Below are 14,494 nucleotides of genomic sequence, written 5' to 3' on the forward strand. Positions count from 1 at the left end.
ACCCGCAGTTCGGGGATGAGCTGGACGTGGGTGCGGCCCCAACCCATGGACCGGTTGGTGCCTACGGTCAGCGCGCATCCGTCCTGGCACGGCGGTGAGGCGGCCGTCCTCGATGGTGTAGATCGCGCCGCAGCGCGATTTGCACAGGGTGCAGAAACCGTGCTTCTCCTCAGCCATCACCAGGACCTCCGAACCTGCCGAGCCGTGCCGCGTGGCCACCCCTCCATTGGACGCCCCTCCGATCGATCATTTCCGTGCCAGTGGTCCTCGGATCGATGGCCGCAGGTCCCTGCCTCCGGTACGAAGGTCACGACATCGGGCGCGGCGGGCGGCGGCGAAACGCATCGGGGGCTGTCAGACCCTCGGCGTACCGTTTCGATCACTGGTACGGGCAGCACGGACGGGGGAATTCCATGGGCGACTACCTGCAGACGATCGTCGACGTGGACGCGACGGCCGAGGAGGCCGGGGCGTTCGCGGAGCGTGTGGTGGCGTGGCTGGTCGCCGAGGAGATCGTGCTCCCGGAGCTCACCCACCCCGGGTACGGCCAGCCGGTGTACCTGGCGGGGCCACGGTCCTCGCGGGTGACGGACGAGCGGGACCTGCCGGCCTGGGACGGGCTGGCCGTCGTGACCGGCCGTACCGTCTTCTTCGGCTGCTTGGGTTCCGACGGGGCACCGATCTGTCCCCGCTGTACGGAGGCGATCGGCGACGAGCTGTGGGCGCAGCCCGAGGGCGTATTCGATCTCTTCGCCGCAGCGATGGAGACCTGGCACGGCACGGGAGCGGCCGAAGTCCGGTGCCCGGCGTGCGATCGCCCGTCCCCTCTGACCGAGTGGGAGTGGGAGGAGAACCGCCTGGCCTTCGCCTCCCTGGGCTTCGAGTTCCGCAACGGCCCGCGGCTCCGCCCGGAGTTCATCGCGGAGGTGGGCCGGGTGCTGGGGCACCGGATACGCCTGCTCGAAGGGAAGATCTAGGTAGACCTCGTCCCGCCGGCGAAGGCCTCGATGGCCCGGCCGGTCATGGCGACCACGGTGGAGCCTTCCCGTGCCTCCGCGGGAAGGTGGCCGCGGTCCTCCTCCCTGCGCAGGATCACGGGCCGGTCCATCAGGGTCACGCTCGCCTCCAGACGGTCGACGAGCTCGGCGAGGATGTCGAAGAACTGTCCGGGCGGAAAGCGGTTCACGGCCAGGCAGACGTCGTTGACGTCCACCTCGAACTCGTGACCGTCGGCGGCCCGGAGCAGTACGCCGTCCCGCAAGTCCGCGCCGGCGGCGACGATGTACGGCTCCAGGACCTCGCGCACCACGTCCATGTCGAAGGGCTCCGGCTCCCCGTCCCGGTACCGGAGCACGAACATGCAGCGGCTCATGCCCGCTCCTGGGTCACTGCGGTGTCGCCCGCGATCGGCTCGCACGTCGCGGTGCCGGACCGCCGAGGTAGGGACATCGCGCCAGGCTAACCGAGCCGAGCCGCCGCCCGCCCCGCGCCCGTCGGTCAGCTCTTGTCGCAGAGCGCGGTGAGCAGGGTGACGCTCCGGTCGACGCCGCCGCCGCTTCCGCTCCCGCTGCCGGCCATGGCGTCGAGGTCCTTCACTCCGAGGTCGTTGACCTCGACGAAGGCGGCCCGGCCGTCGGTGGTGGCCGCGGCGATGGTCTGGTAGCCGGGCCAGATGCCGTAGTGGCCCCAGGCTTCGCCTCCGCAGGGAAGGGAGAACTTGTCCAGGCCGAGGCCGTAGTTCGGGGCGGTGCTGCCCGGGGCGTTGTTGGGGACGAGCATCTGGGCCAGTTGCGCCGGGGGCACCACCTGGCCGGCCATGAGCGCCTGGAAGAAGCGGGTGGCATCGGCTCCGCTGGTGACCAGGCCGCCGCCGGAGAGCCCGATGCTCGGCTCGACCCGCTCGGTGATGTCGACCCAGATCAGACCCAGGTCGAGGTTGCCGCGCACGTGGCCCGGGGGCAGGCTCGGGTCACCCGGTGCGGGGAGGTAGGTGTTGGTCAGGCCGAGCGGGGTGATGATCCGGGAGTTGACCGCCTGGCCGTACGTGGTGCCGGTGGCCTTCTCGATGACCATGCCGAGCAGCATGTAGTTGGTGCCGGAGTAGTGCCAGCCCGTTCCCGGGGCGAAGTACGCCGGCTTCGAGAGTCCCCAGGAGACCAGCTCGGCCAGGGTGTGCGTCCTGTTCTGCTGGACGACCATGTAGTCCCACAGATCGGCCTGCTTCGCTTCGAGGTAGTCGAAGATCCCGCTGGTGTGGTTGAGCAGCTGGCGGACGGTGACGGTGTTCCCGTCGTAGCCGTTGCCCCGCACCACGCCCGGCAGGTACGTCTCGACGGAGGCGTCGAGGTCGACCTTCCCCTCGGCGACCAGTTGCATGACGACGGCGGCGGTGAACGATTTGGTCAGGCTGCCGACCCGCACCTTGTGGTCCGGGCCGAAGGGCAGGTTCTGGTTGATCGCCCGAGTGCCGCTGGACACGCTCCACAGGCCGTCGCCGTCGCGGACGACGGCTCCCGAGCCCGGGGCTCCGTGACTGGTCCTGAGCGTGTCGATCGCCGTTTGGGTCGCCGCGTGCGAAGCCGCGGGCGCGGGCTCGACGGCGGTGGCGGCCGAGGTGCCGAACGCGGTCACCGACATGGACACCGTCACCGCGAGACCCGTCGCCAGCAGGGCCGACCTGATTCCCGATCGTGTGAGCACTTGGATCCCCATCCCCTGAGAAGTCACGTCCCCGGCCCCGCCGTTGGGCTGCGGACCGGCCGGACTATAGATCACGGGGGAAGAGTTGCCCATGGCCACTCGTCGCCGGACGGAACTCTTAGGCCACCGCGTCCGGACGCTCCGGACGCCCCTCCGGCCCCGCGCCCCGCGCGCAAGCTTTCCGGTCTGTTCACCCCCGCGTGACTTGCATCTTCCCGGCGGGGAGGGGTGCGGCCGGTCGAATGGCGTTCAAGAGGTCTGGACCATCTCGGACGCGCCAAACCCGTGGCTCATTCCATCTGTTGATCGTCCTGCAATAATTGGTCTATACCTTTGACGCTATGGTGGCCACCTGACACGGGCGCACAAAAACAGCCGTGGGGGGCTTTATGACCTTTCATCATCTTCCGCAACCACCTTCCGACGAAGAGCTCTACTGGTACTTCGGCCCGCAACGACGCTGGGTCCTCATCAGCACCTCGCTCGCCTTCGTCTTCACCGCCGCGACCATGTTCACCTTCGCGCTGCGGACCCCGGCCCTGTGGGCCTTCCTCGCCGTCCTCGGGCTCAACGTCGTCGCCCTCACCCTCTCCTCGGTGAACAGCCTGCGCCAGCGCCGGCTGACCCGGCCCTCGCACGAAGTGCTCGTACACGCCTGGCAGCCCGCCCGACTGCCCACCGTGGACCTGTACTTGCCGACCTGCGGCGAACCGCTGCCCGTCCTGGCCAACGCCTACCGCGCCGTCGCGGACGTCGACTGGCCCGGCGCGCTGACCACGTGGGTACTGGACGACGCCGACCGGCCCGAAGTCGCCGCGCTGGCGGCCTCGTACGGCTACGAGTACGTCGTCCGCCCGGACCGGGGGCACCTCAAGAAGGCCGGCAACCTCAACCACGCGCTGACCCTGAGCGGCGCCGAGTTCATCGCCATCCTCGACGCCGACTTCGCGCCCCGGCCGGACTTCCTGCGCCACCTCGTCCCGTACCTGGCCGACCCGGCCGTCGGCATCGTCCAGAGCCCGCAGTGCTTCGACACCGACGAGACCATGGACTGGATCCAGCGGGCCGCGGGCTCCGCCCAGGAGTGGTTCTTCCGCTGGATCCAGCCGTCCCGGGACGCGAGCGACGCCGCCATCTGCTGCGGCAGCAACGCCGTCTACCGGCGCCGCGCCATCGACATGGCCGGCGGCTTCGCCCGGCTCGACCACAGCGAGGACCTGTACACCGGCCTCGCCCTCCACGAACAGGGCTTCCGCACCCTGTACGTACCGGTGCTGGTCGCCAAGGGCACCTCCCCCGACCGCGTCACCTCGTTCGTCAACCAGCAGTACCGCTGGGCGATGGGCAACCTCCACCTCCTCGGCACCCCCGTCCTGCGCCGGATGGGCGCGCCCTGGCGGATGAGGCTGTGCTTCTACGAGGGCATCGTCGGGTACCTGGCCGCCGCCGTGAACACCTTCGCGGCGCCGCTGCCGCCCCTGGTGATGATGTTCTGGTACCCGGACCACATCCGGCCCTGGCACGTCCTGCCGCTGCTCGCCCCGCTGTGGCTCTGGCACGTGCTGCTGCCGCGGATCAGCAGGACCCGATGGCGGATCGAGGTGATCCGCGCGAACGTCCTGACGAGCGTCGCGGCCGCCACCGCCTTCCTGCACACGCTGCGCGGCCGCAGCGCCGACTGGGTGCCCACCGGCATCCGGAGCTCCGCCGCTTCCGGCGGGATGGCCCGCCGGGTGGTGGGGGTCTCGCTGCTCTGGCTCGTCCTCTCCAACGGCGCGGCCGCCGCGGGCCTGGCGCTGGCCGTGGCCCGCAACGGCTGGGAGCCCAACTGGGGCCTGCTCCTGTACTTCCTGGTGCAGTGCCAGATCAACGGCCCCCTGATCCGCGACCTGATCACCGAGCTGCGGCCGGCGGCGCCCTCCGGGCGTGCGGCCGGCTCCGGCGAGGCCGCTCCCGGCACCGCCCGACTGCGGGCCCTCGTAAGGGTGTTGCCGCTCCCCCGCACCGGCATGCTGCCCCGCCGCTGGCCCGAGACCCTCGCCGTCTCGGCCGTCCTCCTGCTTACCGGCCTGCTGGCATCCGGGTGGGTCAACCCGATGCTTCCCTGGCTGAGTTGAAAGGCTTCACCACCATGCCGTTCCCCTTGGCACCCGGCCCGCGCCGCGATCTGACGCGCGCGGCCGCACCGCCGCCCGGACCCCCGGCGTCCCCGTCGGGCTCGGGCGGCGAGTCCGGGCCCAGCCCGCACCGCTCCGCCTTCCGCCCCGACATCGAGGGGCTGCGCGCCGTCGCCGTCCTCGCGGTCCTCGCCTTCCACGCCGGGATTCCCGGGCTGGCGGGCGGATTCGTCGGCGTGGACGTCTTCTTCGTCGTCTCGGGCTATCTCATCACCGGCCTCCTCGTCCGGGAGGCGATCACCACGGGCCGGATCGGGCTCCTGGACTTCTTCTCCCGGCGGGCGCGCAGGCTTCTGCCGTCCGCCGCCGTCGTCCTCGGCGCGGTGGCCCTGGCCGGAGCCTGGCTGACCGTTCCGCTGCGCCGCGCCGACCTGGAGCACGACGTGGTCGCGGCGGCGCTATCCGCCGCCAACTGGCGGTTCGTCGCCCAGCGGACCGACTACCTGGCCGCCGGGCACGACCAGAGCCCGCTGCTGCACTTCTGGTCCCTGGCCGTGGAGGAGCAGTTCTACCTCCTGTGGGCGCCGCTGCTGGCCCTGATCGTGCTCGGCGCGGCCCGGGCCTCGCGGCGCGGGCGCGCCGTACGGTCCGCCGTCGCCCTCGTCGCCGTACCGCTGGTCCTCGCTTCGTTCGCGCTGTCCCTGCACTGGACGGACCACTCGGCCTCGCTCGCCTACCTCGCGACGCCCTCGCGGGTCTGGCAGTTCGGCGTCGGCGCGCTGCTCGCCCTGCTGCCCTGGCACCTCATGCGCGGCCCCCGGCCGCTGCGGCTGCTGTGCGGCTGGGCCGGTGGCGCGGCGATCGTCTGGTGCGTCGTGTCGTACGACGCCTCGACCCCCTACCCCGGCTACGCGGCCCTGGTGCCGACGCTGGCCACCGCCGCCGTGATCCTCGCCGCGATACCCGGCCGGGGCGAGCGCGACGCGATGGGCGCCCACGGGGTCGGCCGGCTGCTGGCGGGCCGCGCACCGCGTGCGGTGGGGCGGCTCTCCTACAACCTGTACCTGTGGCACTGGCCGGTGCTCGTCCTGGCCGAGGCCCGCTTCGGCAGCCAGGGCTGGCCGGTGAAGACGGCGCTCACACTGGCCGCCGTACTGCCGGCCTACGCCACCATGCGCTGGGTCGAGCGGCCGCTGCGCCGCAGCCGTACCGTCTCCGAACTCCCGCGCCGAGGACTGTCGGTGGGCGTCACGGCCATCGTGCTGCCCGTCGTCCTCGCGCTCGTGGTGGGCACCACGACGCTGAACCTGCTGGGTCCGGCCGCGCCCGTGGAGATGAACGGACTGCCCCCGGGCGCCGCTTCCGGCCCCCACCTGCTCGCCCGGACCGCCGGGGCGCCCCTCGAGGACGGCCCCGTGGTGCCCGGACCGGCCCAGGCACGCAAGGACTTCCCGCCGGACGGGGCCTGCGAGGTCGCCCCGGCCGTCACCCGCAGCCCGGACTGCCTGTTCGGCGCGGTGGACAGCCCGGACCGGATCGTGCTGCTCGGCGACTCGCACGCCGGCCAGTGGTTCTCGGCGGCGCTGGCCATGGCCTCACAACGGGGTTGGGCGCTCCAGGAGTTCGTGAAGCAGGGCTGCCCGCTGCCCGAACTGGCCGTGGACAACCCCCAGCTCGGCCGCGCCTACCGGGAGTGCGACACCTGGCGGGCCGACACCCTGGACCGGCTGCGGCAGGGGCCGAAGCCCCGTCTCATCGTGATCGCCTCGCTCAACCGCTACAGCGCGGACTCCGAACTCCTGGCCGCGGGCTGGGAGAAGACCCTCGCACCGCTGCGGGCGATCGGCGCGCCGATCGTCTACATCGAGGACACCCCCGTGCCCGGCACGGACGTCCCCGCCTGCGTCTCCGGCAGCCCCGAGGCGCCGGCCGCCTGCGCGTTCGACCGGGCGAAGGCCCGACAGCCCGATCCGCTGGCACGGAAGATCGCCTCCGGCGCGCTGCCCGGCGTACTCGGCGTCAGCGTGAACCCGGTCCTGTGCCCGGGCGACGGCCCGACCTGCCCGGCCGTACTGGACCGCATCCTGCTCTACCGGGACGACTCCCACCTGACCAATGTCGCGGCCGTCGTCCTGACCCCCCGGCTCGAACGGCTGCTCACGGAAGCGGGGGCCCTACCCCCGGTGGGCGCGCCCGGGGCGGCGGGGTGGACCCAGCTGCTGCGCGAGGACTTCGACGGTCCCGCGGGCAGCCGTCCGTCCGCCGCCAACTGGCTCCACGACACCGGTACGTGCTATCCCGGCTGCCCGGCACCCCAGTGGGGCACGGGCGAGATCGAGACCATGACCGACTCGACCGACAACGTCCGCCTCGACGGCAAGGGGGCACTGGAGATCGTCCCCACCCGCACGGACGGCCGGTGGAGCTCGGGGCGGATCGAGACCCGGCGCTCGGACTTCGCGGCGCCTCCCGGCGGGACCCTGCGCATCGAGGCCTCCATCGCCCTGCCCGACGTGACCGGCGCGAAGGCGGCGGGCTACTGGCCGGCGTTCTGGACCCTCGGCGCTCCGCTGCGCGACGGGTACACGGGCTGGCCCGGCATCGGGGAACTCGACGTCATGGAGTCCGTCAACGGACGGGACACCGTCTTCGCGACCATGCACTGCGGGGTCCTCGCGGGCGGCCCGTGCCAGGAGCCGACGGGGCTGACCTCGGGCCCGAAGCCGTGCGACGGCTGCCGCGCGGGCTTCCACTCGTACGCCGTCGAGGTCGACCTCGCACCCGGCGCCGAGGAGGTGCGCTGGTACCTGGACGGCCGCGTGCACCACCGGGTGGCCGCCTCCCGGATGGACCCGGACACCTGGAAGCGGGCGGTGGACCACGGACTGTTCGTGATCCTCAACGTGGCCATCGGCGGCAACCTGCCCCGGGCCGACGGCGCGGCCCCGGGCCCGGACACCGAACCGGGCCACCCGATGCGGGTCGACCACGTCACGGTCTCCACCCGGCCCGGATCCGCGTAGCCCGGCGGGCCGGTGCACCCCGACCGTCCGGCGGCCGCCCCCACCGCGGCCCGGACCCGTCGCGGCGCACCGGCCCGCCCCGGCGTGCTCAGCCCCGCCCGGCGCGTGAAGGGTGGGACAGTGGAGGCATGTGCGGCCGATACGCCTCCTCCCGGGCACCGAAAGACCTCGCGGGCCTCTTCGACGCCCACCTCGATCCCGACCGGGTCCTCGGGCCCTCCTGGAACGTCGCGCCCACCGACGAGGTGTGGGCGGTACTGGAGCGCGCCGCCCGGGACACCGGGGAGGTCCAGCGGCGGCTGCGGCCGGTGCGGTGGGGCCTGGTGCCGTCCTGGGCCAAGGATCCGGCGGTGGGTTCGCGGATGATCAACGCGAGGGTGGAGACCGTCCACGAGAAGCCGGCGTTCCGCCGGGCCCTGGCCAAACGCCGGTGCCTGCTGCCCGCGGACGGCTTCTACGAGTGGGTCGCCGTGCCGGCCACCGCGTCGGCCAAGGCCTACAAGCAGCCCTACTTCATCCGGCCCGAGAGCGGATCCGTCATGGCCATGGCCGGGCTGTACGAGTTCTGGCGCGACCCCTCCGTCACCGACCAGGACGATCCGGCGGCCTGGCTCACCACGGCGACGATCATCACCACCGAGGCCACCGACGCGGCCGGCCGCATCCACCCGCGGATGCCGCTCGCCCTCGGCCCGGACGACTACGAGGCCTGGCTCGACCCGTCCCACGAGGACACGACGGACCTCCGCGCCCTTTTGCACACCCCCGCCGACGGCCGGCTCACGGTGAACCCGGTGTCCACGGCCGTCAACAGCGTCCGCAACAACGGCCCCCACCTCGTCGACGCCGTCGCCGGCGCCTGACGAAGCGAGTCCCCTCGGCAGTCCGCCCGGCAGTCCGTTCGGAAGTTCGTACGAGAAGTTCCCGCGAGCCCGATCGGTTGTTCGGAGCATTCCGATCCGGTTCCGCATGACGATCCGGCATTCGCCGCCCACCGCGCGTCGGCCGCTGCGATGCTTCCGCCGGTACCACTGGGCCGTCGCCCTCGCGGCGGGCTCCCCGGGGTGCCGGCGAGCGGACGGCCCGCGCCGTGCGTACGGCCGAGCACGCGTGCGTGTGCGCGTACGTGCGGCCGTACGGGGCGGCCATCGCGCTCGTCGTGCTGGACCGTACGGCCGCGGTTTCCCAGGAGTCTTCGGCTCCGGCCGCCGCCGGACGGAGGCGAGAGGGGGGAGACTTCGATGTCTTCGACTGCTCTGTTAAACGGACCGCGCACCCGGTGGCGGCATCGGCTGCTGGCGGTGACCGCGTCCTCCGCGCTGGCCGCCGGCGGGCTGACGGTTCTCGCGGCCCCCGTATCCGCGGAAGGGGTCTGCGCCGCCCCCGTCGTGTCCGGTGCCACCACCACGATCACCTGCTCGGCGGGCGGTTCCGGGAGCGTCACCGTGCCCGACGCGGTCTCCAGCGGCGTGGTGACCCTCGACGGCGCGGGCGGCGGGAACGCCGCCGACGGCACCCCCGGCGGCAAGGGCGCGCACCTGGTCGCGACCCTGCCCGCCACGCCGGGGCAGACCTTCAACGTCACCGTCGGCAGACGGGGCGCCAACGCCACCGCGAGCGCGCAGTTCGGCGTGCCCGGATCCGGCGGCGCCCTCGTCGCGGTGACCACCGCCACCAACACCCCGCTGCTGACCGCCGGTTCGGGCGGCGGGGCGGGCGGCCCCGGCATCGGCTCCCCCGCCTACCCGGGAGCCGCCGGCGGTGACAGCGGCAGCGCGGGAGCCGACGGCAACGGCCTGGTGCCCGACGCGCAGGGCGGTACGGGCGGAGGCCCGGGCACCGCCTTCGCCGGCGGAGCCGCGGGGACCGGCGGCTACGGCACGGACAACGACGGCCCGAACGGCTCCCCGGGCTCCTACCCGAACGGCCTCGGGGGCGCCGCCGGCCAGGGCGTCTTCAGCCCGACGGGCGCGGGCGGGCGCGGCGGAGCCGGGTACGGCGGCGGCGGCCGGGGCGGCGCCGGCGGCAGATACGGCACCGTCGGTGGCGGCGGAGGAGGCGGGGGAGGCGGATCCAGCCTGGTCTCCGGCACGGTTCCCGGTTCACCCTCGACCCTGACCGAAGGGGCCAACGCCGGAGACGGCCGGATCGTGTTCGCCTTCACCCGCAACGCGCCCACGGTCACCGCCGTCAGCCCGAACACCGGGCTCGCGGCCGGCGGCACGGAGGTGACGGTCACCGGCACGAACCTGACGGGCGCCGCCCTCACGTTCGGCCCGGGGAACCCCGCGACCGGCGTCACCTGCACCGCGACCTCCTGCACCGCCACCTCACCGGCCGGGACCGGGACGGTCGACGTACAGGCCACCACGCCCGGCGGCACCAGCACACCGACCCCGGACGCCCGGTACTCCTACATTCCGCTGCCCGTGCTGACCTCGCTCAGCCCGGCCGTCGGCACCACGGACGGCGGTACGGTCGTCACCGTCAACGGCACCGGCCTGAGCGGCGCCACCGCGCTCACCTTCGGCCCCGGCAACCCGGCCACCGGACTCTCCTGCACCGCCACCGCGTGCACGGCCACCGCGCCCGCCCACGCCGCGGGTCCCGTGGACGTCCAGGTCACCACGCCCGGCGGCACCAGCGCCGTCGTCGGCGCGGGCCGGTACACCTACCAGCTCCCGCCCGCCGACATCGACGTCGACGTGACCGCGCAGCCGGGCCTGAGCCTGCTGGTCCCGTACATCACCTACACCCTCACCGCGCGCAACACCGGCCCCGGCACGGTCACCTCGGCCACGCTCACCGCGAGCCTGCCGGCGGGCGCGTCCGCCAACACCCTGTCCCCGGGATGCACCACGAGCGGGTCCACCGTGACCTGCGCCTACGGCTCCATCGCCAACGGCGGCAGCTCCGCCAAGACCTTCCGCGTACCGCTGCACCTGCTCTCGCTGGGCCGCGTATCGGTCACCGGCACCCGCACGGTGTCCGCTCCGACCGACCCCAACCCGCTCAACGACAGCGCGACCGCCACCTGCACGGTCGTCTCCGTCCTCCTGGTCACCTGCCCCTGACCCGCCCGGCGGGCACCCGGCACGACCGGTAGGCGGCCCGCCTCCAGGGACGTGAGTCTCACCCTTCACCGTAGGGTGAGACTCACGTCCGCCGACCGGGCTCCGGCGGCGGACCGTACGCCGGGGGTCTCCATCGGGTCGTCACGCAGCGCGGCGATCCGCTCCAGCGCTTCGGGGCCATCCGGCGCCCGGGCGATGCCCAGCAGCCGGGCGCTCTCCTCGCAGTCCCAGAGCGACTCGGTGTGGACGTGGTCCAGCCCGTCCGTGTCGATCGCGGCCAACGCCTCCAGGTAGGCGGCCCGTTCGTACGAATGCGGGGTGCTCAGCCAGAACCGGCGCAGGTACGGGACCGCTCCTGCGGCCTCCGGCCCGAAACGGGCCAGCCGCCGCGCCGTGGCGGAGGGGCCGCACCAGGCGCGGGCCTTCCACTGGCCGGCGAGTTCGGCCACGAGCACCGGGATCACCTCGGGGCCCAGGTGATCGGCGAGGACGTCCGAGCCGAGCCGGGCCAGCCACTGCCGCTCGTCGTTCGCCCAGCGGCGCGCGGCCGGGACGGCCGTGGCGCCGAGGCGGTCCACTGCCCTTCTGAGCCCGGGAAGAGGGCTCTCCCCGTCCGAGATGGCGAGCGAGGGCACCAGCGGGAGGAGTTCCTCCAGCGGTTCCCGGCGGCACAGCTCGCGCAGGGCGTCGACCCTGCCGTCGTCCAGCCAGGAATCGGCCCCCGGCCCGGCCAGCCGGTCGAGCAGTTCCGCGTCCGTGCGGCCGCTCAGATCGGGAAGGTCCCGGCCCGGACCGGGCCTGCGGACCTCGATGCCGAACCGGGTCCACGGCTCGGTGAACCCCGGCGGCTCGGGCTCCCCGCCGATCCGTGCCCGGGCGACCTCGCCCAGGTCCTCCCACCACTCCGGGGGCCAGCACCGGGAGACCGACTCCAGTACGCCGACCCAGTGCGCGCCCTCGCGGATATGGGAGCGCAGGGCTTCGCGGGACTCTTCGCAGCCGGCGAGGGCGAGCAGCTCCAGCACGTCCGCCGCCCGCTCGCACCGGCTCTCGTCCCCGGCAAGCAACTGCACCACCGGCGTCGGCGAAAGCCTCAAGTCTCGGACCAGCGCTGCGAGATAGCGGGCGCGGGCGTCGAACCCGTCCCAGCGCCAGTCGCGCCCGATCCCGTCGTACACGAAGGGCGCGGCCGCCCGGGGATCCCTCAGGGCCCGTACGGCGCCCAGTCCGCGCCCCCGTTGGAGGAGGCCCTCGACCGTGCCGATGGAGACGTAGTGGGCGGAGGGGATCGCTTCTTCACCGGTCATCACCCGGCACCCTGCCCGAGTCGTGGCACGGGCGCCACGGGATATCGCGGGATGTCGTGGGACATCACGGAGGACAGCCCAAGCGGGGACCCCAGGCGGCCACTTCGGGACGTGGCCGCCTGGGGTCCGTGGGCTCATCGCCCGGATCCCGCCGTCAGCGGGAGGCGAGGAGCTCGAGCGTGTCGATCACGCGGTTCGAGAAGCCCCACTCGTTGTCGTACCAGGCGACCACCTTGATGTGGCGGCCTTCGACGCGGGTGAGGGCCGAGTCGAAGATCGACGAGGCGGGGTTGCCCGTGATGTCGGACGACACGAGCGGGTCGTCCGAGTACTCGAGCACACCGGCGAGCGGGCCCTGCGCCGCCGTGCGGTACGCCTCCAGCACGTCCTCGCGCGTCACGTCGCGGGCGACGGTGGTGTTGAGCTCGACGATCGAGCCGACCGGAACCGGCACGCGGATCGAGTCGCCCGAGAGCTTGCCGTCGAGGTTCGGCAGCACGAGGCCGATGGCCTTGGCGGCGCCCGTGGTGGTCGGCACGATGTTGACGGCGGCGGCGCGGGCGCGGCGGGGGTCGCGGTGCGGACCGTCCTGCAGGTTCTGCTCCTGCGTGTAGGCGTGCACCGTCGTCATGAAACCGTGCTCGATGCCGGCGAGCTCGTCGAGCACCGCGGCCAGCGGCGCGAGCGCGTTGGTCGTGCAGGAGGCGTTCGAGACGATCGTGTGGAGCTCCGGGTCGTACGCGTCGCTGTTCACGCCGTACGCGAGCGTGATGTCGGCGCCGTCGGCCGGCGCGCTGACCAGCACCCGCTTGGCACCGGCGTCGATGTGGGCGCGGGCGGCCTTGGCGGAGGTGAAGCGGCCGGTCGCCTCGAGCACGATGTCCACGCCGAGCTCGGCCCAGGGCAGCTGCGCCGGCTCGCGCTCGGCGAGGACCTTGATGCGGCGGCCGTCGACGACGAGGACGTCCCCGTCCACGGTCACCGGGCGGCCGAGCCGGCCGGACGTCGTGTCGTAGGCGAGCAGGCGCGCGAGGGTGGCGGGCTCGGAGAGGTCGTTGACCGCGACGACCTCGAGGGCGCTGTCGCGTTCGAGCAGCGCGCGCAGCACGTTGCGTCCGATGCGGCCGAATCCGTTGATGGCGATACGAGTCATGGTGTGTCCCTGTTCCCTGTCCCTTTGGGTTCGCCACCAGGTTCGCCTGCCGCGGGCGCCTGTGACAGCGGCGAGATCGCCACGGTCCGCAAGGATCGCGCCACGCGGGCGGACGGGCAGGCAGGCAGGCGGCTGCGGACGGGGGCCGGCACCCGATCACTCGCCCCGGGCGAAGGTGCGCCGGTACTCGCTCGGCGTGGTGCGCAGGATGTGCTGGAAGTGCAGCCGCAGGTTCGACCCGGTACCGAGGCCGACGTCCGCGGCGATCTGCTCGACGCTGCGCTCCGAAAGCTCCAGCAGTTCGCGGGCCACGTCGATGCGGGCGCGCATCACCCACTGCATCGGCGTGTACCCGGTGTCGTCGGCGAAGCGCCGCGAGAACGTGCGCGGCGAGACCGCGGCGTGCCGGGCGAGCACCTCCAGGGTGAGCGGCTCGCCGAGCCGGTGCAGGGCCCACTCGCGGGTGGCGGCGAACCGCTCACCGAGCGGCTCGGGCACGCTGCGCGGCACGTACTGCGCCTGGCCGCCGCTGCGGTAGGGGGCCGCGACCAGCCGCCGGGCCGTGTGGTTCGACGCGGCCACGCCGAGGTCGGTGCGCAGGATGTGCAGGCACAGGTCGATGCCCGAGGCGGCGCCGGCCGACGTCAGCATGCTGCCCTCGTCGACGAACAGGACGTTCTCGTCGACCCGGACCAGCGGCCATTTCGCCGCGAGCGCCCGGGCGTAGTGCCAGTGCGTCGTGGCGCGCTTGCCGTCGAGCAGGCCCGTGGCGGCGAGCGCGAAGGCCCCCGTGGAGATGGCCGCGAGCCGCGCGCCCCGGGCGTGGGCGGCGATGAGTGCCTCGACGACGGCCTGCGGCGGATCCTCGCGGTCCGGGAAACGGTAGCCGGGGACGAAGACGGTGTCGGCCCAGGCGAGGGCTTCGAGGCCGTGGGCGACGGCGTACGACAGCCCGTCGCCACCGGTCACGAGCCCGGGTTCCGCACCGCACACCCGTACCTCGTACGGCATGCTCGCGCGGGTCGTGAACACCTGCGCGGGAATGCCGACGTCGAGGGGCTTCGCACCTTCGAGGACGAGGACGGCGACGTGATGGGGGCGGGAGGCAGGCACGGAACGA

10 protein-coding genes and 1 pseudogene are annotated in these 14,494 nt (G+C 73.3%); 5 read left to right on the forward strand and 6 right to left on the reverse strand.

Translation table 11 applies throughout. The features are described 5' to 3' along the window. Positions 1 to 101 (reverse strand): annotated as a pseudogene (locus ACWGDE_RS05290) (DNA methylase); the annotation flags it as partial. A gap of 312 nt (positions 102 to 413) precedes the next feature. On the opposite strand from ACWGDE_RS05290, the gene ACWGDE_RS05295 reads away from it, so the two are divergent. Continuing rightward, entirely contained in the window at positions 414 to 977 is a 564-nt protein-coding gene (locus ACWGDE_RS05295; RefSeq protein ID WP_453387622.1) for a hypothetical protein, read from the forward strand. Here the strand turns inward: ACWGDE_RS05295 and ACWGDE_RS05300 are convergent. Continuing rightward, positions 974 to 1,372, reverse strand: a complete 399-nt coding sequence (locus ACWGDE_RS05300; protein WP_453387623.1) for a hypothetical protein — start codon at positions 1,370 to 1,372, stop codon at positions 974 to 976. The two genes, ACWGDE_RS05295 and ACWGDE_RS05300, sit on opposite strands and share 4 nt — an antisense overlap. A gap of 125 nt (positions 1,373 to 1,497) precedes the next feature. Continuing rightward, positions 1,498 to 2,700: a serine hydrolase domain-containing protein gene (locus ACWGDE_RS05305; protein ID WP_453387624.1), complete on the reverse strand. Its 1,203-nt coding sequence runs from the start codon at positions 2,698 to 2,700 to the stop codon at positions 1,498 to 1,500. A 389-nt stretch (positions 2,701 to 3,089) separates the two neighbouring features. On the opposite strand from ACWGDE_RS05305, the gene ACWGDE_RS05310 reads away from it, so the two are divergent. The 4 genes from ACWGDE_RS05310 to ACWGDE_RS05325 all read left to right on the forward strand — a co-directional run bounded on the left by ACWGDE_RS05310 (position 3,090) and on the right by ACWGDE_RS05325 (position 10,914). Then, complete coding sequence (locus ACWGDE_RS05310) at positions 3,090 to 4,817, forward strand: glycosyltransferase family 2 protein (protein ID WP_453387625.1); 1,728 nt, start codon at positions 3,090 to 3,092, stop codon at positions 4,815 to 4,817. Between the two features lie 14 nt (positions 4,818 to 4,831). Beyond that, positions 4,832 to 7,840 (forward strand): SGNH hydrolase domain-containing protein, encoded by a 3,009-nt coding sequence (locus ACWGDE_RS05315; RefSeq protein ID WP_453387626.1) that lies wholly within the window; start codon positions 4,832 to 4,834, stop codon positions 7,838 to 7,840. Positions 7,841 to 7,968: 128 nt separating this feature from the next. Next, positions 7,969 to 8,703: an SOS response-associated peptidase gene (locus ACWGDE_RS05320; protein ID WP_453387627.1), complete on the forward strand. Its 735-nt coding sequence runs from the start codon at positions 7,969 to 7,971 to the stop codon at positions 8,701 to 8,703. A 378-nt stretch (positions 8,704 to 9,081) separates the two neighbouring features. Further along, a complete protein-coding gene (locus tag ACWGDE_RS05325) occupies positions 9,082 to 10,914 on the forward strand; it encodes an IPT/TIG domain-containing protein (protein ID WP_453387628.1) in 1,833 nt (610 codons plus the stop codon). Between the two features lie 65 nt (positions 10,915 to 10,979). Here the strand turns inward: ACWGDE_RS05325 and ACWGDE_RS05330 are convergent, their stop codons facing one another. The 3 genes from ACWGDE_RS05330 to ACWGDE_RS05340 form a co-directional block, all read right to left on the reverse strand. Beyond that, the gene (locus tag ACWGDE_RS05330; protein ID WP_453387629.1) at positions 10,980 to 12,221 is read right to left on the reverse strand and encodes a hypothetical protein; all 1,242 of its coding nucleotides are present in this window, start codon (positions 12,219 to 12,221) and stop codon (positions 10,980 to 10,982) included. 154 nt (positions 12,222 to 12,375) lie between these two features. Further along, positions 12,376 to 13,374, reverse strand: coding sequence for a type I glyceraldehyde-3-phosphate dehydrogenase (gene gap, locus ACWGDE_RS05335; RefSeq protein WP_453387630.1), 999 nt, complete (start codon positions 13,372 to 13,374; stop codon positions 12,376 to 12,378). Between the two features lie 156 nt (positions 13,375 to 13,530). Further along, a complete protein-coding gene (locus tag ACWGDE_RS05340) occupies positions 13,531 to 14,487 on the reverse strand; it encodes a GlxA family transcriptional regulator (protein ID WP_453387631.1) in 957 nt (318 codons plus the stop codon). Positions 14,488 to 14,494 lie beyond the last annotated feature (7 nt).

Source organism: Streptomyces sp. NPDC054956 (assembly GCF_053609185.1).